Below are 19,519 nucleotides of genomic sequence, written 5' to 3'. Positions count from 1 at the left end.
CGCGGCGCGGCGTCCTCCGCCGCGTCCGTCGATCCGGCGCCCAGCCAGCGGTCCAGCGCGGCGCCGTCGCGCAGCAGTTCGGCGCTGCCGCCCGAATAGACCACCCGGCCGCGCTCCAGCACCAGGGCCTGGCGCGTGATCGGCAGGATCTGGCGGGCGTGCTGCTCCACCAGGATGACGGCCATGCGGCCTTCCGAGACCATGCGGTCGATGATGTGCAGCAGCTCCTGGGCGATCAGGGGCGCCAGGCCTTCCAGGGGCTCGTCCAGCAGCAGGATCTTGGGATTGAGCATCAGCGCCCGCCCCATGGCCAGCATCTGCTGCTCGCCGCCCGAGAGCTGGCTGCCCAGGTTCGCGCGGCGCTCCTGCAGCCGGGGGAACATCCCGTAGACCCGCTCCAGGGTCCATTCGCCCGGCCGGGCGACCACGGTCAGGTTTTCCTCGACGGTCAGGGAACGGAAGATGTCGCGCTCCTGGGGCACCCAGCCCAGGCCGGCCTGGGCGCGGCGATGGCTGGGCACCTGGGCGATGTCCTCGCCCTGGAAGACGATGCGGCCGCGCCGCAGCCGGGTGACCCCCATCAGGGTGGCCAGCAGCGTCGTCTTGCCCATGCCGTTGCGCCCCAGCAGCGCCAGGCTTTCGCCGGCCGCCAGGGACAGGGACAGGTCCTCCAGGACGACGGCGTCGCCGTAGCCCGCCCAGACGTTTTCCAGGCGCAAGAGCTCAGACATGGGCTTCTCCCAGATAGACTTCCTTGACGCGCGGATGATGCGCGATCACCTCGGGGGTGTCCTCGATCAGCAGCGCGCCCGACACCAGGACGGAAATGCGTTCGGCAAAGCGGAAAACCAGGTTCATGTCGTGTTCGATCAGCAGGATGGTGACGTCGCGCGGCAGCTGGGCGATGGTTTCGAACAGTTCCTGGCTTTCTCCGGTCGGCACGCCCGCCGCCGGCTCGTCGAGCAGCAGGACCTTGGGCCGCAGCGCCAGGGCCAGGGCGATCTCGATCAGGCGCTGGCGGCCGTAGGCCAGGTTGCGCGTGGTCTCGTGCGCGTCGGACAGCAGCTTCAGGCGCTCCAGGATGGCGACGGCCTCGTCGATGATCTCGCCCCGGGCCGACAGCGGCCGCCACCAGCGCGTACCCAGCCCGTTGCGCTCGCTGACGGCGAGCGCAACGGATTCGAGCACCGTCATGTCCATGAACAGCTGGTTGATCTGGAAGGTGCGCACCAGCCCCTGGCGGGCGCGCTCGTGCTGCGGCATGCGCGTGACGTCGCGGCCCATCAGTTCGACGCGGCCGGCGCTGGGCTCCAGGTAGCCGGTCAGCAGGTTGATCAGCGTGGTCTTGCCGGCCCCGTTGGGGCCGATCAGGGCGTGGCGCGCGCCGGGCGCGATCGACAGGTCGACGTGGTCGGTGGCCACGAAGCCGCCGAAGCGGCGCACCAGGCCATGGGTCTGCAGGACGGGGCTCATGAAGGGGACTCCGTGCGGGCGCGCGACTGGGCGCGTTGGCGGGAAGATTCGATCCACAGCCGGGCCGTCCCCAGGATGCCGCCCCGGGCGAACAGCACCACCAGGACCAGGATCAGGCCCAGCCAGAACTGCCAGTACTGGGGATTCATGTCGGACAGGAGATAGTTGGCGATCACGAAGACGATCGCGCCCAGCAGCCCGCCGTACAGGTGCCCCGCCCCGCCCAGGATCAGGATCAGCAGCAGGTCGGCCGAGCGCTGGAAGCTGAGCACGTCCAGCGAGACGAACGAGTTGGTCTGCGCCAGCAGGGCGCCGGCCACCCCGGCATAACCCGCGCCGATGGTGTAGACCGTGATCAGGCGGCGGTTCACGGGCACGCCCAGCGCCGGCATGCGCAGGGTGTTCATGCGGATGCCGCGCAGGCTCTGGCCGAAAGGCGAATGCACCAGGCGGCGGGCGAACCAGAACAGCACGAACAGCACGACGACCGAATAGACGTAGCCGACGCGGCCGAACATGTCGAAGTCGAACACGCCCAGGATCGGCTTGACCTCGACGCCCGGCATGCCGTCCACCCCACCGGTGACGCTGGTGAACTTGTTGGCCAGTTCGTAGAGCATCAGGGCGACGCCCAGCGTGACCATCAGGCGCGACAGGTCGCTGCCGCGCAGCAGCAGGAAGCTGCTGAGAAAGCCCAGCGCGGCGGCGATCGCGGCGGCCAGGAGCAGGCCCAGCAGCGGATCCCCGTGGCCGTGCGAACCCAGCAGGCCCACGGTGTAGGCGCCCACGCCGAAGAAGGCGGCGTGGCCCAGCGAAATGATCCCGGCGTAACCGAAGATCAGGTCCAGCGACAGGGCGAACAGGCTGGTGATGGCGATCTGGCTGAGCAGCAGGTAGTTGCCCGGGAAGGCGAAGTACGCCAGGACCGGCAGGCACCAGAACAGATATTCCAGCGGCTTCCAGCGCGCCGAGCGGCGATAGCGGTCGAGCGCGACCGCCGCGCCGGAGTGCGGTTGGGACGGCGTCCCGATCGAAGTAGTGGTCGTCATGTCGGGGCCTATTTGTGAGGACGGCCGAACAGGCCATGGGGGCGGAAGATCAGGGTCGCCACCATGACGGCATAGATGATGAAGGCGCCGATCTGCGGCACGTAGTATTTGCCCGCCACGTCGGCCACGCCGAGCAGGATGGCGGCGTACAGCGACCCGAGGATGTTGCCGCTGCCCCCCACGGAAACGACGATGAGGAAGTACACCATGTACTTCACGGGGAATTCGGGGTCCAGCCCCAGCATCTCGACGCCCAGCGCCCCGCCCAGGCCCGCCAGGGCGGAACCCAGGGCGAAGGTCAGGCTGAAGACGCGGTTGACGTCGATGCCCATGCCGCGCGCGACGCGCTGGTTGTCCACGGCCGCCCGCAGGCGCGCGCCGAAGGATGTGCGGATCACGGACCATTGCAGCAGCAAGGCCACCGCCAGGCCGGCGACGATCAGGAACAGGCGATAGACGCCGATGTCCACGCCGGGCAGGTGGATCTGTCCGGAAAGGAAGGCGGGCAGGTGCAGCGGCTGCTGCTGCGCGCCGAAGAAATAGTGGGCAGCCGCCACGGACATGAACACCAGGCCGATGGAAAACAGCACCTGGTCCAGGTCGGAGGCCGCGTACAGGCGGCGGTACAGGGTGCGCTCCAGCACGATGCCGGCCAGGGCGGGCACGATGATGGCCGCCGGCAGGGTCGCCAGGAACGGGACGCCGTAGCCGTTGAGCAGCACGACGCAGGCATAGCCGCCCAGCATGGCGAAGGCGCCATGGGCCAGGTTGACGAAGTTCATCAGGCCCAGCGTCACCGACAGGCCGACGCTGATCAGGAACAGCAGCATGCCCGCGGCGATGCCGTCAAAGAGTATGGTCATGATTGATTCCAGGACTGGGATGGATCCGGTTCCGGACCGCCCGGGCGCCGGGCCCCGCCACCAGAGACGGGGGCCGCGCGCCCGGGCCGGCGATCACTTCTGCTTGCCGGGGTCCTTGACGGCCTCGATCTTGTCGAACTCGACGTTCTGCAGCACGCCGTCCACCTTCTCCACCTTGCGGATGTAGACATTCTGGACGATGTCGCGCGTTTCCGGATCGATTTCCACCGGGCCGCGCGGGCTGGTCCACTTCATCCCCTTGACCGCCGCCATGAAGGCGTCGGCGCTGGAATCGCCCTTGGTCTTTTCCAGGGCCTGGTAGATCAGGCTCATGCCGTCATAGCCGGCCGCCGCCACGAAATTGGGGCGATCGTTGGGGAAAGCCTTGTGGTAGGCGGCCACGAAGGCCTTGTTTTCCGGCGAGTCGTGCGCGGCCGAATAGTGGAAGGACGTGATCATGCCGATCGCCGCGTCGCCCATGGCGTCGAGCACGTCCTCGTCGGTCACGTCGCCCGTGGCCAGTTCCTTGATCCCGGCCTGGTCCAGGCCGCGTTCCTTGTAGCCCTTGGCCAGGGCCACGCCCTGTTCGCCGTTGGGCACGAAGAAGAACACGGCGTCGGGCTTGGCGTCCTTCACGCGCTGCAGGAACGGCGCGTAGTCGGGCGTGTTCACGGGGGTGCGGACCTCACCCACGATCTTGCCGCCCAGGCTGGTGAAGGTCTTCTGGAACTGCTGTTCGGCGTCATGCCCCGGGCCGTAGTCCGACACCAGGGTGTAGACCGAGCGGATGCCGTTGGCATAGGCCCACTGCGCCAGCGGCGCCGTGTCCTGCGGCAGGGTCATGGACACCCGCACGATGTTGGGGGATTTTTCGGTGATCGAGGACGTGGCCGCGTTCAGCACCACCATCGGCACCTTGGCTTCCGTGGCCAGGGGCGCGACGGAGAAGGCGTTGGGCGTCAGGGTGAAGCCGGCCAGGATGTCGACCTTGTCCTTGATCAGCAGTTCCTGCGCCTGGCGCTTGGCCACCGCCGGGGCGATGCCGGTGTCGTCCTTGATGATGATCTTGACCTGCCGGCCGGCGACCTTGTCGCCGTGCTCGGCCAGGAACAGATCGATGCCGTGCTTGATCTGCTTGCCGTGGGCGGCGAACGGCCCGGACATCGGCATCACGACGCCGATCTTCAGATCCGCCGCACGGGCCGCGCCGAATGCCGTGGTCAGGCCGAAGGCCAAAGCCACCGCCCCAAGGGTTTTGCTGAGTTTCATGGTCTCGCTCCTGTTTGTAAGGAAGAAAGGGTGAATCATGCCCTGGCCGTCTGGCCGGACAGTTGCTGCTCGAGATCATGCAGCACCCGATAGCACGGCAGGACCTGGGCCACGCTGGCGTTCGGTTCCCGCCCCTCGCGGATGGCTGCGAAGAATTCGCGGTCCTGCAGTTCGATGCCGTTCATCGACACGGCCACGCGGCTGACGTCGATGGCCTCGTCGCGGCCGGTGAACAGATCGTCGTAGCGGGCGATGTAGGTCGCCGTGTCGCCGATGTAGCGGAAGAAGGTCCCCAGCGGGCCGTCGTTGTTGAAGCTCAGCGACAGCGTGCAGATGGCGCCGTTGGCCGCCTGGAGCTGGATGGACATGTCCATGGCGATGCCCAGTTCCGGGTGGATCGGGCCCTGCACCGCGTGGGCCCGCACGACGGGGCTGCCGCACTGGTAGGCGAACAGGTCCACCGTGTGCGCGGCATGGTGCCACAGCAAGTGATCGGTCCAGCTGCGCGGCTCGCCCAGCGCGTTCATGTTGGTGCGGCGGAAGAAATACGTCTGCACGTCCATCTGCTGGATGTGGAATTCGCCGCGTTCGACGCGCTGGTGCACGTACTGGTGGCTGGGGTTGAAGCGCCGCGTATGGCCGCACATGGCGGTCTTGCCGGTTTCGCGCGCCAGCGCGACCAGGGCCTCGGCGTCCGCCAGGGAATCGGCCATGGGGATCTCGACCTGGACGTGCTTGCCCGCGCGCAGGCAGGCCATGGCCTGGGCCGCGTGCATCTGCGTCGGCGTGCACAGGATCACGGCATCGACCTCGGGACGCGCCAGCGCCTCGTCGAGCTCGGTGGTGGCGTGGCCGACGCCGTATTTCTGCGCGACCGCGCGGGTCTTGTCCAGGTCCCGGCTGACCAGCGAGACGACTTCCACGCCATCGATGCGGGCGATGCCGTCCAGGTGCTTGATGCCGAAGGCGCCGGCGCCGGCCAGCGCGACTTTCAGGGTGCGTTCCGTCACGATTGTTCCTCCAGGATCAGATGGCCCACGGCCGTGTTCGAGGCCGGCACGTGGTAGAAGCGGTGCGCAACGCGCGGCGCCGGGCCGCCCGCCGCGTCCGCCATGGCGCCGCGGGCGATCAGCCACATCACCAGCTCGATGCCTTCCGAGCCCGCCTCGCGCACGTAGTCGATGTGCGGCACGTCGGCCTGGCCGGCCGGATCGGCGATCAGCCGGTCCAGGAAGGCGTTGTCGAATTCGCGGTTGATCAGGCCGGCGCGCGGCCCCTGCAACTGGTGGCTCATGCCGCCCGTGCCCCAGATGTGCACGTTCAGGGGCTCGTCGTAGCTTTCGATGGCGCGGCGGATCGCGCGGCCCAGTTCGAAGCAGCGGCGGCCCGACGGCACCGGGTACTGCACCACGTTGACGGCGAAGGGAATCACCGGGCACGGCCAGGCCTCGGGCTGGCCGCACATCAGCGACAGCGGCACCGTCAGGCCGTGGTCCACGTCCATCTTGTTGACGATCGTCAGGTCGAAGTCCTGCTGGATCACCGACTGGGCGATGTGCGCGGCCAGGGCCGGATGGCCGATCACGGGCGGCACCGGGCGGGCGCCCCAGCCCTCGTCGGCCGGATTGAACTGCGCCGCGCAGCCGATCGCGAAGGTCGGGATCATCTCCAGGCTGAACGCCGTGGCGTGGTCGTTGTAGACCAGGAAGATGACGTCGGGGCGATGGTCCTTCATCCATTGCTTGGACGGCTCGTAGCCCCTGAACAGGGGCGCCCAGTAGTCGTTCCCGGTCTTGCCCAGGTCGATGGCGGCGCCGATCGCGGGCACGTGCGAGGTGTAGACACTCGCGCTGATTCGGGCATGCGTCTGGTTCATGACTGTTTTTCTCCGGTGCGGCGGTTGCCCTGGATGCTGCGGCCGCCGGCCAGCATCATCGCGGCGTATTCTTCCTGGGACATGCCGGTCATGCTGGCCGCCATGTACTGGAAGGAACGCCCGTCGGTGGCGCCGAGCTTGGCCAGGAAGTAGATGTTGCCGCCCAGTTCCAGGCAGCGGTTCAGGTCGCGCGCCAGCACGGCCTGCTTCTGCTCCTCGGTCATGGGCCATTCATCCAGGTAGGCGCGCTCGTCGGCGCGGAAGCGTTCGCGGTTCTCCGCCTTCATCAGCGACATGCAGAACTGGTTCAGGTGGTAGCCTTTGCGGGACTGGTCCGCGTCGAAGATGGTCGTGCCGGGCACGTCGGTATAGGGCTTGTTCAGGGACATGGCTCAACTCCAGTACAAGCGATTCGGATTGTCCACCAGCAGCTTGCGCTGCAACTCGGCCGTCGGCGCGATCCGGGGGATGTAATCCACCAGCAGGCCGTCGTCGGGCATGTGGGACTTCAGGTTCGGATGCGGCCAATCGGTGCCCCACAGCACGCGGTCGGGGAAGGTTTCCACCAGCCGACGCGCGAAGGGCACGACGTCGCGGTAGGCGTCCTGCTCGCCATCGAGGGCCGGCGGGCCGGACTGGCTCAGGCGTTCCGGGCAGCTGACCTTGCTCCAGATGTTCGGGTGCTCCCGCATCATCCGCACGAACAGGCCGAATTCCGGACCGTCCACAGGCTTGGTCACGTCGGGCCGGCCCATGTGGTCGACCACCACCGTGGTCGGCAAGGCGGTGAAGAAATCATACAGTTCCGGCAGGTCCTGCGCCTCGAAATAAACCACCACGTGCCAGCCCAGCGGCGCGATGCGCGCGGCGATCTCGGCCAGCACTTCGCGCGGCGTGAAATCGGCCAGGCGCTTGACGAAATTGAAGCGCGTGCCGCGCACGCCGGCTTCGTGCATGGCCCGCAGTTCGGCGTCGGTGACCTCGCGCGAGACGGTCGCCACCCCGCGCGCCCGGCCGCCGGACGCGCGCAGCGCATCGACCAGCGCGCGGTTGTCGGTGCCGTGGCAGGTCGCCTGCACGATCACGTTCTTCTCGAAGCCCAGGTGGTCGCGCAGGGCGAACAAGGCTTCCTTGGGCGCGTCGCAGGGCGTGTACTTGCGCTCCGGCGCGTAGGGAAACACCGCGCCGGGGCCGAATACGTGGCAATGGGCGTCCACCGCGCCGGCGGGCAGGCGGAAGCGCGGACGGCTCGGGCCGTCGTAGTAGTCCAGCCAGCCCGGGGTCTTGGTGAAAGTTTCGGCGGTGGTCATCGTCAATCCTCAGTCGATATATTTCAGGCCGGCCTTCTCCAGGCCCTCGCGCATCTTGTAGTAGTCCAGGCCCAGCACGCCCGAGGCGAAGATGTCGCGCTTGGCGCCTTCGTTGTCCTCGCGGGCCTGGGCCTTGGCGGCGACCTGGGCGGCGACGGCGGCGGGCACGACCACCACGCCGTCGGTGTCGGCCACCACCACGTCGCCCGGGTTCACCTGCGCGCCGGCGCACACCACGGGGATGTTGACCGAGCCCAGGGTGGCCTTGATGGTGCCCTTGGAACTGATGGCGCGGCTGAACACCGGAAAGTCCATGGATTCCAGGGTGTCGACGTCGCGCACGCCGCCGTCGATGATCAGGCCGCGCGCGCCGCGCGCCTTGAACGAGGTGGCCAGCAGGTCGCCGAAGAAGCCGTCGGTGCTGTCGGCGGTGCAGCCGGCCACGACCACGTCGCCGGGCTGGATCTGTTCGGCGGCCACGTGCAGCATCCAGTTGTCGCCCGGCTGCAGCAGCACGGTGACGGCCGTGCCGCACATGCGCGCGCCGCGCCAGACGGGGCGCATGTAGGGCTTCATCAGGCCGACGCGGCCCATGGCCTCGTGGATGGTCGCCACGCCGAAGCGCGAAAGCTGTTCGACCGCGGCGGGATCGGCGCGCTGGATCGTGCGATGGACGACGCCGAGTTGGTTCAGAGGGGTGCTCATGTCCGTATTCCTCCTAATGCGTTACAGGCCCTTGGCCTTCAGGGCGGCGTCCAGGCGCGGATACACGCGGCGCGCGTTGCCCTCGTAGATCTGGAAGCGATCGGCGTCGCTGAGCGTCGCGGCGGCTTCGATGTAGCGTTTGGTGTCGTCGAAATGGTGCCCGGTCTCGGGATCGATGCCGCGCACCGCGCCGATCATCTCGGAGGCGAACAATACGTTCTTCACCGGGATCACCTTGGTCAGCAGGTCGATGCCCGGCTGGTGGTAGACGCAGGTGTCGAAGAACACGTTGTTCAGCAGGTGTTCGTCGAGCAGCGGTTTCTTCAGCGCCTGGGCCAGGCCGCGGAAGCGGCCCCAGTGGTAGGGCGCGGCGCCGCCGCCGTGCGGGATCACGAAGCGCAGGGTCGGGAAGTCCTTGAACAGGTCCGAGGTCAGGCACTGCATGAAGGCCGTGGTGTCGGCGTTCAGGTAGTGGGAGCCCGTGGTGTGAAAGCACGGGTTGCAGCTGGTGGACACGTGGATCATCGCGGGGATGTCGTATTCGACCATCTTTTCGTAGATGGGATACCAGGAACGGTCCGACAGCGGCGGCGAAGTCCAGTGGCCGCCGGACGGGTCCGGGTTCAGGTTGATCCCGACCGCGCCGTATTCCTTGACGCACTTTTCCAGTTCCGGGATGCAGGTGGCCGGATCGACGCCCGGCGACTGCGGCAGCATCGCGGCCATGACGAAATGCTCGGGAAACAGCGTCGCGACCCGGTGGCAGAGCTCGTTGCAGATCGCCGCCCAGGTGCTGGACACCTGGAAATCGCCGATGTGGTGCGCCATGAAGCTGGCGCGCGGCGAGAAGATCGTCAGGTCGGAACCACGCTCGCGCATCAGGCGCAGCTGGTTGGCCTCGATGCTTTCGCGCAGTTCGTCGTCGCCGATGCGCAGGTCCGAGGGGCTGGGCCGCTGCGCGGGATCCTGGATGCCGGCGATCTGCCGGTCGCGCCAGTCGGCCAGCGCCTGGGGCGCCGTCGTGTAATGGCCGTGGCAATCGATGATCAGGGGTTTTCTGCTCATGTCTTACGATTCCTTTTCTGTGTGACGCCGTATCCGGGATGATCAGCGCGCCTGGGACCAGGCCGAGGCCGGCACCATCGCTTCGCCGCGCATGATGAGCCGCGCGGTGCGCAGCAGCGCCGCGCGCACGACCTTCTGGGGATCCTGGGGGTCGAGCTCCAGCTCGACCGTGAATTCTCCGCTGGGGTGCTCGATCGACACAGCCTTGCGCGCGCCTTCGGGCAGGCGCGCCAGGTCGTGCGGCACGGAGCCTTCCAGGACGCAGGCCGTGCCCACCGTCACCGCCGCCAGCACGCCGATGGCCTCGTGGCAGACGTGCGGGATGAAGCTGCGGGTACTGATCGCCCCGCCCTCCCGGGGCTCGGACACCAGGGTCATCTTGGGATAGTTGCGCGAGGACACGTCGCCCAGGCCCATCAGTTCGCCCGTGCGCAGCCGCAGGGCCTCGATGCGGGCCTTGAGCGCCTGGTCGGCGTTGAGCTCGGCCGGGGTCTCGTGCCCCGTGCAGCCCACGTCGCCGGCGCGGAACAGTACCAGCGGCATGCCGTTGTCGATGCAGGTGACCTCGATCTCGAAGGCCTCGAAGTCCGCGCCGGCCGGCGGCTCGACGCGCACGCGGTCGCGCACCCGGCCGGTGGGCAGCAGGCCCGAACACACCGAGCCAGCCGTGTCGAGGAAATTGATCGTGATCGGCGCCGAGCGGCCGGGCACGCCGTCGATGCGCGCATCGCCCTCGTAGGACACCCGGCGGCCTTCCGGCGTCATCGGGGTGAGGACGGTGATGTCGCACTGCATGCCGGTGTTGCGGGTCAGCACGCGGACAGTGGTCTCGTCGCCCTGGGGCTGGATCAGGCCGCGCTCCAGCGCGAAGGGCACGACCGCCGCCAGCATGTTGCCGCAATTGGCTGTCGTGTCGACCGTGTCGCGGTCGGGCTGCAGTTGCGCGAACAGGAATTCCAGGTCCACGCCCGGTACCGTGCCGGGCCGCACGATGCCGACCTTGCTGGTGAGGGGGTGGGCGCCGCCCAGGCCGTCGATCTGGCGCCGGTCCGGCGAGCCCATCACCGCCAGCAGCACCCGGTCGCGCGCCGCCGTGTCCGGGGGCAGGTCGGATTCCAGGAAAAACGGCCCGCGCGACGTGCCGCCGCGCATGAACAAGGCTGGAATGGGTTTCTGCATCATGTCACCATGCTGTGCCTGGGAACCCCTGAATCCAAGGCTCCCTTGATGGGCTCATTATGGGCGCGCGCCATGCAATTCATAAGGGCATACGTCCACTATCAGCTATGCCGAAATGATATGATTCACATAGTGCAATACCGAATTTTAGGGTAAACCCTAATACGACATCGAGGCCATGGATCTCAAGCAACTGGAATACTTCATGCGCGTCGCCGAACTGGGCAGCTTCACCCAGGCTTCGCACGCTCTGAACATCGCCCAGCCGGCCCTCAGCCGCCAGGTCCGCATGCTGGAGGTCGAACTGCGCCAGAACCTGCTGAACCGCAACGGACGCGGCGTCACCACCACCGAGGCCGGCAAGCTGCTGCTGGAGCACTGCCGCGGCATCCTGCACCAGGTCGACCGAGCCAAGGAGGACATGGGCCGGGTCCAGGGCGCGCTAGCCGGCCGCGTGGCCCTGGGCATCGCGCCCAGCGCCTCGAAGATGATGACGGTGGAACTGACGCGGCAGTTCCGCAAGCGGCTGCCGAACGCCAGCCTGTCGATCAGCGAGGGCCTGTCCCTGGTCATGCAGGAATGGCTGCTGGCGGGCCGCCTGGACATCGCCCTGATGTACAATCCCTCCCCGTCCGCCGACCTGGACCTGTCGCCGCTGACCAGCGAACGGCTGTATCTGGTCGGTACCCGGGGGCCGCATCCCTCGGACCAGCCGCTGCCGCTGCACGCGCTGGTCAACATCCCCCTGATCATCCCGAACCGGCCGCACACCGTGCGCATGCTGCTGGAATCGGAAATGGCGCTGATCGGCGCCCGGCCGAACATCCGTCTGGAAATCGACAGCGTCCAGGCGATCCTGGACCTGGTGGCCGACGGCACCGGCTACGCCATCCTGACGGAGCATGCCGTCCTGACCTCGGCGCAGCCGGACCACTATCACATCCGGCCCATCACCCAGCCCGAACTGCGCAGCCGCCTGTACCTGGCGACGGCGGCGGGCCGGATCACCACCCTGACGCAGAAGGCGATGCTGGAACTGATCCGCACCACGGTGCGTCAGGTGTATCCGCCGGCGATGACGCGGGCGGCGTGACGGCGTGGCGACGGCTTGCTCCAGTCATGTCGTCGCACGCAACCCGAGCCCGAGATATGTACTCATTTCAGGAAAATTGAAACACGTCTTCTTGACGTGTCGTTGGCGGCGACATAAGCTGCGGACGTGTCGATAAAACATCATTTTTGCATCATGACCAATGCCGCCCTCGCCTGGCATCCCGAACGGCCCCACAACCGCTTGCCCTCACTCCCCCCGGCACACGACCTGGAAAGCAGGGCCGTGCTCAAAGCCTGCATCGAGGCGCGCGCGGCATTGGCCGAACTCAAGCAAGCCGCCGAACTCATCCCCAATCAGGCGATGCTGATCAACACCATCCCGCTGCTGGAAGCCAAAGACAGTTCGGGAATTGAAAACATCGTCACCACGACCGACAAGCTGTTCCAGCACGCGCAGGGCCACGACAACGCCGATCCCGCCACCAAAGAGGCGCTCCGCTACCGCACCGCGCTGCACCAAGGCTTTCAGTCACTCAAGGCGCGGCCGCTTTGCACCGCCACTGCCGTGGATGTCTGCCGCACCCTGAAAGGGGTGGACATGGACATTCGCCGTACGCCAGGCACCCAGCTCGCCAACAACCGCTCCGGCGAAGTGATCTACACTCCACCCGAAGGTGAAGCCCGCTTGCGCGACCTGCTCGCCAATTGGGAACGCTTCCTGCATCACCAGGCCGCGCTGGACCCTTTGGTCCGCATGGCGGTAGGTCACTATCAATTCGAAGCCATCCACCCCTTCACCGATGGCAACGGCCGCACAGGCCGGGTGCTCAACATCCTTTATCTGATCCAGGAGGACTTGCTGACCCTGCCCATCCTGTATCTCAGCCGCCATATCATCGCGCACAAAGCCGACTACTACCGCCTGCTGCTCAACGTCACGCGAGACGAAGCCTGGGAACCCTGGCTGCTGTTCATGCTGCAGGCCGTGACCGATACGTCCCGCTGGACCACCGACAAGATCGCCGCCATCCGCGCGCTGGCCGAGCACACCACCGAATACGTGCGCGCGCGCCTACCCAAGATCTACACTCGCGAATTGGTGGACGTCATCTTTGAACAGCCCTATTGCCGCATCGGCAACCTGGTGGACAAAGGCATTGCCCAACGCCAGGCCGCTTCACGCTACCTGCACGACCTGACCGCCCTGGGCGTGTTGCGCGAAATGCCATTTGGCAAAGAAAAGCTCTTCATCCACCCAAAGCTGATGCAACTGCTCAGCCGGGACAACAGCCAATTCCAGGCTTACACCTGAATGTGACAGGCAGTTGATGGGCTGATACATTAATTGGCGGAGCTTGTATCAGAGCAAAAAAAATAATTAACGAAGCCTGATCCGCTCGGCAGAGATGCGAAAAACCCAGCTAATGCCCTGTAACGTGGGAACTTTGGATAAACAGGACGACGATGAATATTGTAAGCACAGGGTCATTGGCGGAAACGAATATCTCAGTTTCCACTGAGCTCTGGAAGCAGCCAGGGTGGACCGACCCGCAAAACCTGATCGATATGATTTTCAAAGAATTATCAGAAAGATCATCAATAGTCGCTGGCGACAATACGGCCTAATCCCGCGCCTGCGCGATCAGCCGGTCCGCATAGGCCTGCCAGCCGCCCGCCGCTTCGACGCCCGCGAACAGGCCCTGGGCGGCCAGCCCGGCGACCCAGTCCTGCTTCTCGGCGGTCGCGGCGGCCATCCAGGGTTCGAAGCCGGCCTCGCGCACGGTGTTGGCGACCTCGCGCATTTCCTCGGCGCGGCGGCGGCCGTGCTGCACGACGCGGCTGTAGAAATAACGGCCCTGCTCCGTCCAGTCGATGGACGGGAAGGTTTCCTGCAGCGTGGGCAGCACGTAGTCCTCGACGCCGTAGGCGCGCGCGGCGGTGTAGCTTTCGATCACCAGGGCCTCCAGGCCCTTGATCATCACGCTGCGGCACATCTTGATGGCCGAGGCCACGCCCAGTTCGGGCGACACGGCGGTGGCGTCCATGCCGAAGGCGCGCAGCCGCTCGGCCAGGGCCTCGGCGTGCGGCCCGCCCAGCAGCATCGGCACCCGGATGCCGTAGGGCGGGACCGAAGTCATCACCCCCGCCTCGACGTAGCGCCCGCCCGCGGCCTCGACCAGTCCGGCGGCCTGGCGCTTGGCCCCCGGCGAAGCGGAATTCAGGTCCAGGAAGATGGTGCCCGGCCGCAGGTGCGCGGCCGCCTCGCGCGCCACCGCCACGGCGTTCGAGGCGGTGACGGCGGAAATCACCAGGTCGCTCGCCGCGCACAGCGCCGCCGCCGAATCGCACAGCGTCACGCCGTCGCGCGCCGCGCGTTCACGCAGCGGCGCCGACGCGGCCGCGTCGGCCAGCTTGATGTCCCAGGCATGGACGCTGTCCACCTCCGTTTTCAGACCGGCGCAGAAAATGCCGCCGACCTCGCCATAGCCGATCAAACCCAGTCGAGTGCCTTGCATCGCTTTCGAAGCTCCATTCAATGATGCCGATTCAAGCGCGGATCGCGCGCCCGGCCCGGCCCGACGCGGACGACGGGCCGCGAGGCGTCCTCAGGACGCCGGAAACTGTTCCGTGTCGACTTCCGCCTGCGTGGCGGCGCCATAGCGTTCGCCCGCGACCCGGTCGCGGGCGAACAGCCGCGCCAGTGCATCGCAGGCCGCCGCGTCCAGCCGCACATCGACCGCGCCCAGGTTTTCCTCCAGGTGCGCCAGCCGGGTCGTCCCGGGGATGGGGATGACGTCCTCTCCCTGATGCAGCAGCCAGGCCAGCGCCAGTTGGCCCGGCGTGCAGCCATGATCCAGGGCCATGCGCCGCAGCGGCGCCAGCAGCGCCTGGTTGTGCGCGAAGGTGTCGGGCTGGAAGCGCGGCATGCGCCGCCGCAGGTCGCCATCGTCCAGGGCCGCCGGATCGGGCAGGCCGTCGGCCAGGAACGCCCGCCCCAGCGGGCTGAAGGCCACCAGCGCTGCGCCCAGTTCGCGGCAGGCGCCCAGGACGGCGATCTCGACCTCGCGCGACCACAGGGAATATTCGCTCTGGACGGCGGCGACCGGATGCACGGCGTGCGCCCGCCGCAGCGTGGCGGCCGAGACTTCGGACAGGCCGATGGCGCGGATCTTGCCCGCGCGGACCAGGTCGGCCAGCGCGCCCACGCTGTCCTCGATGGGCACGGACTTGTCCCAGCGGTGCAGGTAGTACAGGTCGATCACGTCGGTGCGCAGGCGGCGCAGCGAATCCTCGCAGGTGCGGCGCAGGGTCTCGGGCCGGCCGTCGATGCGGCGTTGGCCGTTCTCGCGGAAGATCCCGCATTTGCTGGCCAGCATGAAGCGGCTGCGATGCGGGGCCAGCACCCGGCCCAGGAGTTCCTCGTTGTGGCCGAAGCCGTAGAGGGCCGCCGTGTCGAACAGCGTCACCCCGCGGTCCAGCGCCCCCAGCAGCAGGGCTTCGGCATCGGCCGGAGCGGCCGCCGGGCCGTAGCCGTGGCTCAGGCTCATGCAGCCCAGGCCGATGGAAAAGATCGGGAAACCGGCCAGCGTGCGCGTCGTCGTCTTCGTCGTCATCATGACCCGATTATCCCCATAAACGGGACGGCCCGGTAAGACCGGGCGCGTCACTAGCAGCTATGCCGGATTGCTATGGAGCCCCGGCGCATCATCCTGCGCTACATCTTCCCGGGGTCCTTGACCGCCTCGACCGTGGCGAATTCCACGTTCTGCAGCACGCCGTCCACCTTCTCCACCTTGCGGATGTAGACGTTCTGGACGATGTCGCGCGTCTGCGGATCGATTTCCACCGGGCCGCGCGGGCTGGTCCACTTCATCCCCTTGACCGCCGCCATGAAGGCGTCGCCGCCGGCGTCGCCCTGGGTCTTTTCCAGGGCCTCGCGGATCAGGCGCATGCCGTCGTAGGCCGCCACCGCCACCATGTTGGGCCGCGTGCCGGGATAGGCCCGGGCGTAGGCTTCGACGAAGGCCTTGTTTTCCGGCGAGTCGTGCGCCTGGGAGTAGTGGAACGAGGTGATCATGCCCAGGGCGTTGTCGCCCATGGCCGCGAGCACGTCCTCGGTGACCACGTCGCCGGTGGCCAGCAGCCGGATGCCGGCGTCGGCCAGGGCGCGCTCCTTGTAGCTCTTGGCGAAGGCGACCCCTTGTTCGCCGTTGGGCACGAACAGGAAGATCGCGTCCGGCCTGGCGTCCTTGATCTTCTGCAGGAACGGCGCGAAGTCCGGGCTGGTGAGCGGCGTGTGGACTTCGCCCACCACCTCGCCACCCGCGGCGGTGAAGGTCTTCTTGAACTGGGCCGCCGCGTCGTGGCCGGGACCATAGTCGGCCACGGCGACGTAGACCTTGCGGATGCCGTTGGCCGCCGCCCAGCTCGCCATCGGAGCGGCCACCTGCGGCAGGGTCATGGACGTGCGCACGATGTAGGGCGACTTCTCGGTGATCGAGGACGTCGCGGCGTTCATCACGACCATGGGCACCTTGGCCTCGGTCGCCAGGGGCGCGACGGAAAACGCGCCCGGCGTCAGGCCGAAGCCGGCCAGGATCTCGGCCTTGTCCTGGATCAGCAGGGTCTGCGCCTGGCGCTTGCTGATCGAGGGCGACACGCCGGTGTCGTCCTTGTCGATCAGCACGATCCGGCGGCCCGCCACCGTGTCGCCGTGCTCTTTCAGGTAGAGCTTCGCGCCGTTCACCATCTGCTGTCCGGTCGAGGCGAACGGCCCCGACAGCGGCAGGATCATGCCGACCTTCAGGTCCTGCGCCTGGGCCGCGCCCAGACCTCCGGCCGCGAAGACGCAGGCGGCCAGCAATTTACCGATCGTATGCTTCACGTTGTCTCCTTGTCTTGTCATCGTGAAATGCGTGCAATGAAGGCGCTGTCCCGTGTCTACAGGTCCAGCACCAGCATGGGGGTCCGCGCGCGCGAGCAGCACGGCGTGAACTGGTCGTTGGCCGCGTGCTCGGCGTCGGTGAGATAGCTGTCGCGATGATCCGGCACGCCTTCGCGCACGCCCGTCAGGCAGGTGCCGCAGATGCCTTCCTCGCAGGACACCGGGATGAACACGCCCTGCCGGTCCAGGGCCGAGGTGATGGTCTCGTCGGCCGGGATGTCGAAGACTTCGCCGGTGCTGGCCAGCTTGACCTGGAAGGCCGTGTCTCCCTCGACCGGCGCCGAGGGATGCTCGTCCTCACCGAGCGCGAAGCGCTCGAAGTGGATGCGCGCCTCGTCCACGCCGGCGTCGCGCGCCTGGGCGCGGATGAAGTCGATGTAGCCCGACGGCCCGCAGACGTAGACGTGGGTGCGCTCGCCGGCCGCCGAAAGGATGGCCCGCGCGTCCAGGGCGGTGTCCGGCTCGTCGTCGAAGTGCGCCTGGGCCCGCCCCGCCAGGAGCGGTCCCTGGATCTCGTCCAGGAAGGCGGCGCGGTCGCGGGAACGGCAGCTGTAGTGCAACTCGAAGGCCGCGTCCGTCGCCCGCAGGCGGCGCGCCATGCACAGCAGCGGCGTGATCCCGATCCCGCCGGCGAACAGCAGGCTGCGCTCGGCCGGCACCAGCGGGAAGCGGTTGCGCGGCGCGCTGATGCGAAGCAGGTCCCCGACCCGCACGAGGTCGTGCACAGCCGCCGACCCGCCCCGCGATTGCGGCTCGCGCAGCACGCCGATCAGGAAGTGGGAACGCTGCAGGCAGTCGTTGAGCAGGGAGTACTGGCGGATGAAGCCGCCCGGCAGGTGCACGTCGATGTGCGCGCCAGGCGAGAATTCCGGCAACGGGCCGCCATCGGGGTCCACCAGTTCGAGGCTGACGACGTCCCGGGCGGCCTGGTGCTTGCCGGCCACCCGCACGGACAGGGATTCGGTGATCATGTCTTTCTCTTTCCAATCGGCCCGGCGGACATGCCGGACCCTCCATAAGGTCCTCAGCCGGCGGCCGCGGCCTCGGCCTGGACCAGATCGTCCAGGACGCGCCGCGCCCGCACGCCGCCGGCGTCGATGTTCAGCGCCAGCAGCCGGCGGCCGGGGAAATTGCGCTGGTTGCGCTGCTGCGCCTCCAGCACGGCCAGATCCTGGCTGAAGATCCTGCCCTGCCCTTCGCGGATCGCATCGGTCAGGGCGGCGTCGCCGGGCTGGAAGTGGCGGGCCATGCCCCAGAAATACCAGTGCGAGGACTCGGTCTCGGGCGTCATGAAATCCACGACGACCGCCGAGACCTTGTCGCGGGGATCGGCGTCGAAGCCGCCCTTGCCCGCCAGTGCCACGCCCACGTCGATCAGCACATGGCCCGGTGCGGTGAACCGCGACATCTGCCAGCGGTCGACCGGCGCCTGGTCGTCCAGGCCGTGGGCCCGCATGGCCGCCTGCCAGAAAGGCGGCGCGACGATGCCGTGCATGACGCGGCTGGTGACGATCTGGTCGCCTTCCACGCGGGTCTGGACCGGCGCCTCGTCGATCTCGCCCTGGCCGATGCTGTCGGTGTGCACGTAGGCCTCGTGGGTCAGGTCCATCAGGTTGTCGATCATCAGCCGGTAATCACAGCCGATATGATAAAGCCCCCCGCCGTAGGCCCATTCCGGATGGCCGGCCCAGAACAGGTCGGGAATGGCGGACTCGTCGGCCAGCGCGGGATCGCCCGGCCAGATCCAGACAAAGCCGTGCCGCTCGACCACCGGGTAGCTGCGGATACAGGGGAAGCCGCCCACCCGCTGCCTGGGCATGGAGACGGCCTTGCCGTCGCAGCCCATGACCAGGCCATGGTAGCCGCACATCAGGTTGCCGTCCACGACCGAGCCCAGCGACAGCGCGGCCCCCCGGTGGGGACAGAAATCCTCCAGCGCCGCGACCCGGCCCTGGGCGCCCCGGTAGAGCGCGACGGGCTGGCCGCAGATCGTGCGGCCCAGGGGTTTGTCCGCGATTTCGTCGGGCGTGCAGGCCACGTACCAGGCATTCATGGGGAACATCGTCGGTCTCCTGGCGGGCCGCCCGCGATCGTGCGGCTCCGTATGTCGTTCGTCGTTCGAAAGAATATTCAGTACACTGAACATTTAGGGATATCCTATTTTCTCCGACGACGATGCCATATCGGTGCTTACCCTTAGACCCCGCCTGGAACAGGGTCTTCAGCGGGGCTTCCGGCCAGCCCGGACCGCGCCGCCGTCAGCGGCGCCCGGCTCTGGTGGTTGTTCACGTCCACCAGCTTCTGCAGCAGTTCCATGAACCGGGCCTCTTCCCGGGGCGAGAATTTCTCGAAGATGCGCCGGTGCAGGCGGCCGATGGCGTCGTTGAGTTCCAGCAGCAGGTCCCGCCCCCGGTCGGTCAGCGTCAGGATCCGCTGGCGGCGGTTCGCCGGGTCCACCCGCCGGGACAGCAGGCCTTTTTCCTCCAGCCGCATCGCCACGCTGGCCGCCGTGGACGTGTCGATGGCCGCCAGCCCCGCCACGGACACCTGGTCGACCCCGGGATTGTCCAGCAGCACGCACAACACGGCATACTGCATGGGCGTGACCCGGCTGCCGATCTCGTCGTGGAAGATCGAGGCGGAAATCTGCTGCGCGCGGCGCAGCAGGTGGCCGGGCTGGGTGTAAAGAGGTTCTCGCAGGATCGGATCGGGCATGCGCGCATCTCGCCGGA

General features: G+C 67.5%; 19 protein-coding genes and 1 pseudogene. 2 read left to right on the top strand and 18 right to left on the bottom strand.

Going from position 1 to position 19,519, the window contains the following annotated elements; genetic code table 11:
• Window positions 1–47: 47 nt before the first annotated feature.
• The 12 genes and pseudogenes from ACFO27_RS12990 to ACFO27_RS12935 form a co-directional block, all read right to left on the bottom strand.
• Window positions 48–731, bottom strand: a pseudogene (locus ACFO27_RS12990) (ABC transporter ATP-binding protein); the annotation flags it as partial.
• Complete coding sequence (locus tag ACFO27_RS12985) at window positions 724–1,473, bottom strand: ABC transporter ATP-binding protein (protein ID WP_323023671.1); 750 nt, start codon at window positions 1,471–1,473, stop codon at window positions 724–726. The gene ACFO27_RS12985 and the pseudogene ACFO27_RS12990, both read right to left, overlap by 8 nt.
• Window positions 1,470–2,522: a branched-chain amino acid ABC transporter permease gene (locus tag ACFO27_RS12980; RefSeq protein ID WP_376817701.1), complete on the bottom strand. Its 1,053-nt coding sequence runs from the start codon at window positions 2,520–2,522 to the stop codon at window positions 1,470–1,472. The genes ACFO27_RS12985 and ACFO27_RS12980 overlap by 4 nt, the downstream gene beginning before the upstream one ends.
• Before the next feature lie 8 nt (window positions 2,523–2,530).
• Complete coding sequence (locus ACFO27_RS12975; protein ID WP_376817700.1) at window positions 2,531–3,385, bottom strand: branched-chain amino acid ABC transporter permease; 855 nt, start codon at window positions 3,383–3,385, stop codon at window positions 2,531–2,533.
• A 93-nt stretch (window positions 3,386–3,478) separates the two neighbouring features.
• Complete coding sequence (locus tag ACFO27_RS12970) at window positions 3,479–4,654, bottom strand: ABC transporter substrate-binding protein (protein WP_376817699.1); 1,176 nt, start codon at window positions 4,652–4,654, stop codon at window positions 3,479–3,481.
• A gap of 35 nt (window positions 4,655–4,689) precedes the next feature.
• The gene (locus ACFO27_RS12965; RefSeq protein WP_376817698.1) at window positions 4,690–5,664 is read right to left on the bottom strand and encodes a Gfo/Idh/MocA family oxidoreductase; all 975 of its coding nucleotides are present in this window, start codon (window positions 5,662–5,664) and stop codon (window positions 4,690–4,692) included.
• Window positions 5,661–6,530: a class III extradiol dioxygenase subunit beta gene (locus ACFO27_RS12960; protein WP_376817697.1), complete on the bottom strand. Its 870-nt coding sequence runs from the start codon at window positions 6,528–6,530 to the stop codon at window positions 5,661–5,663. The genes ACFO27_RS12965 and ACFO27_RS12960 overlap by 4 nt, the downstream gene beginning before the upstream one ends.
• The gene (gene ligA, locus ACFO27_RS12955) at window positions 6,527–6,919 is read right to left on the bottom strand and encodes a protocatechuate 4,5-dioxygenase subunit alpha (RefSeq protein WP_376817696.1); all 393 of its coding nucleotides are present in this window, start codon (window positions 6,917–6,919) and stop codon (window positions 6,527–6,529) included. The genes ACFO27_RS12960 and ligA overlap by 4 nt, the downstream gene beginning before the upstream one ends.
• Window positions 6,920–6,922: 3 nt before the next feature.
• Window positions 6,923–7,840 (bottom strand): amidohydrolase family protein, encoded by a 918-nt coding sequence (locus tag ACFO27_RS12950; protein ID WP_376817695.1) that lies wholly within the window; start codon window positions 7,838–7,840, stop codon window positions 6,923–6,925.
• Window positions 7,841–7,849: 9 nt separating this feature from the next.
• On the bottom strand, window positions 7,850–8,545 hold the full coding sequence (gene ligK / locus ACFO27_RS12945) for a 4-carboxy-4-hydroxy-2-oxoadipate aldolase/oxaloacetate decarboxylase (protein WP_376817694.1): 696 nt from the start codon (window positions 8,543–8,545) through the stop codon (window positions 7,850–7,852).
• Window positions 8,546–8,566: 21 nt separating this feature from the next.
• Window positions 8,567–9,595, bottom strand: coding sequence for an amidohydrolase family protein (locus ACFO27_RS12940; RefSeq protein WP_376818057.1), 1,029 nt, complete (start codon window positions 9,593–9,595; stop codon window positions 8,567–8,569).
• Window positions 9,596–9,652: 57 nt separating this feature from the next.
• Window positions 9,653–10,789 (bottom strand): 4-oxalomesaconate tautomerase, encoded by a 1,137-nt coding sequence (locus tag ACFO27_RS12935; protein WP_376818056.1) that lies wholly within the window; start codon window positions 10,787–10,789, stop codon window positions 9,653–9,655.
• A gap of 178 nt (window positions 10,790–10,967) precedes the next feature.
• Between ACFO27_RS12935 and ACFO27_RS12930 the strand changes: the two genes are divergently transcribed.
• Together ACFO27_RS12930 and fic are read left to right on the top strand one after the other, a co-directional pair.
• Window positions 10,968–11,882 (top strand): LysR substrate-binding domain-containing protein, encoded by a 915-nt coding sequence (locus tag ACFO27_RS12930; protein WP_376817693.1) that lies wholly within the window; start codon window positions 10,968–10,970, stop codon window positions 11,880–11,882.
• 153 nt (window positions 11,883–12,035) lie between these two features.
• Window positions 12,036–13,154, top strand: coding sequence for a protein adenylyltransferase Fic (gene fic, locus ACFO27_RS12925; RefSeq protein WP_376817692.1), 1,119 nt, complete (start codon window positions 12,036–12,038; stop codon window positions 13,152–13,154).
• Window positions 13,155–13,464: 310 nt separating this feature from the next.
• Here fic and ACFO27_RS12920 read toward each other — a convergent pair whose 3' ends face one another.
• From ACFO27_RS12920 to ACFO27_RS12895, 6 genes are all read right to left on the bottom strand, one after another.
• The gene (locus ACFO27_RS12920; RefSeq protein WP_376817691.1) at window positions 13,465–14,358 is read right to left on the bottom strand and encodes an NAD(P)-dependent oxidoreductase; all 894 of its coding nucleotides are present in this window, start codon (window positions 14,356–14,358) and stop codon (window positions 13,465–13,467) included.
• Window positions 14,359–14,448: 90 nt separating this feature from the next.
• The gene (locus ACFO27_RS12915; RefSeq protein ID WP_376818055.1) at window positions 14,449–15,456 is read right to left on the bottom strand and encodes an aldo/keto reductase; all 1,008 of its coding nucleotides are present in this window, start codon (window positions 15,454–15,456) and stop codon (window positions 14,449–14,451) included.
• 101 nt (window positions 15,457–15,557) lie between these two features.
• Complete coding sequence (locus ACFO27_RS12910) at window positions 15,558–16,748, bottom strand: ABC transporter substrate-binding protein (RefSeq protein WP_376817690.1); 1,191 nt, start codon at window positions 16,746–16,748, stop codon at window positions 15,558–15,560.
• A 35-nt stretch (window positions 16,749–16,783) separates the two neighbouring features.
• The gene (locus tag ACFO27_RS12905; RefSeq protein ID WP_376817689.1) at window positions 16,784–17,758 is read right to left on the bottom strand and encodes a PDR/VanB family oxidoreductase; all 975 of its coding nucleotides are present in this window, start codon (window positions 17,756–17,758) and stop codon (window positions 16,784–16,786) included.
• A gap of 53 nt (window positions 17,759–17,811) precedes the next feature.
• Window positions 17,812–18,849: an aromatic ring-hydroxylating dioxygenase subunit alpha gene (locus ACFO27_RS12900; protein ID WP_376817688.1), complete on the bottom strand. Its 1,038-nt coding sequence runs from the start codon at window positions 18,847–18,849 to the stop codon at window positions 17,812–17,814.
• Window positions 18,850–18,983: 134 nt separating this feature from the next.
• Complete coding sequence (locus ACFO27_RS12895) at window positions 18,984–19,502, bottom strand: MarR family winged helix-turn-helix transcriptional regulator (protein WP_323023686.1); 519 nt, start codon at window positions 19,500–19,502, stop codon at window positions 18,984–18,986.
• Between the last annotated feature and the right edge of the window lie 17 nt (window positions 19,503–19,519).

Origin of the sequence: Castellaniella denitrificans (assembly GCF_042653765.1) — a bacterium.
Lineage (GTDB): Bacteria > Pseudomonadota > Gammaproteobacteria > Burkholderiales > Burkholderiaceae_B > Castellaniella > Castellaniella denitrificans.
This window is presented reverse-complemented; position numbering and strand designations above follow the sequence as displayed.

What these genes read in the sequence shown, in the direction of transcription:
- ACFO27_RS12960 (WP_376817697.1), bottom strand. Translation starts at nt 6,530, where the DNA reads ATGAACCAGACGCATGCCCGAATCAGCGCGAGTGTCTACACCTCGCAC.
- ACFO27_RS12970 (WP_376817699.1), bottom strand. Translation starts at nt 4,654, where the DNA reads ATGAAACTCAGCAAAACCCTTGGGGCGGTGGCTTTGGCCTTCGGCCTG.
- fic (WP_376817692.1), top strand. Translation starts at nt 12,036, where the DNA reads ATGACCAATGCCGCCCTCGCCTGGCATCCCGAACGGCCCCACAACCGC.
- ACFO27_RS12920 (WP_376817691.1), bottom strand. Translation starts at nt 14,358, where the DNA reads ATGCAAGGCACTCGACTGGGTTTGATCGGCTATGGCGAGGTCGGCGGC.
- ACFO27_RS12985 (WP_323023671.1), bottom strand. Translation starts at nt 1,473, where the DNA reads ATGAGCCCCGTCCTGCAGACCCATGGCCTGGTGCGCCGCTTCGGCGGC.
- ACFO27_RS12980 (WP_376817701.1), bottom strand. Translation starts at nt 2,522, where the DNA reads ATGACGACCACTACTTCGATCGGGACGCCGTCCCAACCGCACTCCGGC.
- ACFO27_RS12900 (WP_376817688.1), bottom strand. Translation starts at nt 18,849, where the DNA reads ATGTTCCCCATGAATGCCTGGTACGTGGCCTGCACGCCCGACGAAATC.
- ACFO27_RS12915 (WP_376818055.1), bottom strand. Translation starts at nt 15,456, where the DNA reads ATGACGACGAAGACGACGACGCGCACGCTGGCCGGTTTCCCGATCTTT.
- ligA (WP_376817696.1), bottom strand. Translation starts at nt 6,919, where the DNA reads ATGTCCCTGAACAAGCCCTATACCGACGTGCCCGGCACGACCATCTTC.
- ACFO27_RS12905 (WP_376817689.1), bottom strand. Translation starts at nt 17,758, where the DNA reads ATGATCACCGAATCCCTGTCCGTGCGGGTGGCCGGCAAGCACCAGGCC.
- ACFO27_RS12935 (WP_376818056.1), bottom strand. Translation starts at nt 10,789, where the DNA reads ATGCAGAAACCCATTCCAGCCTTGTTCATGCGCGGCGGCACGTCGCGC.
- ACFO27_RS12910 (WP_376817690.1), bottom strand. Translation starts at nt 16,748, where the DNA reads ATGACAAGACAAGGAGACAACGTGAAGCATACGATCGGTAAATTGCTG.
- ACFO27_RS12950 (WP_376817695.1), bottom strand. Translation starts at nt 7,840, where the DNA reads ATGACCACCGCCGAAACTTTCACCAAGACCCCGGGCTGGCTGGACTAC.
- ACFO27_RS12975 (WP_376817700.1), bottom strand. Translation starts at nt 3,385, where the DNA reads ATGACCATACTCTTTGACGGCATCGCCGCGGGCATGCTGCTGTTCCTG.
- ACFO27_RS12895 (WP_323023686.1), bottom strand. Translation starts at nt 19,502, where the DNA reads ATGCCCGATCCGATCCTGCGAGAACCTCTTTACACCCAGCCCGGCCAC.
- ACFO27_RS12930 (WP_376817693.1), top strand. Translation starts at nt 10,968, where the DNA reads ATGGATCTCAAGCAACTGGAATACTTCATGCGCGTCGCCGAACTGGGC.
- ligK (WP_376817694.1), bottom strand. Translation starts at nt 8,545, where the DNA reads ATGAGCACCCCTCTGAACCAACTCGGCGTCGTCCATCGCACGATCCAG.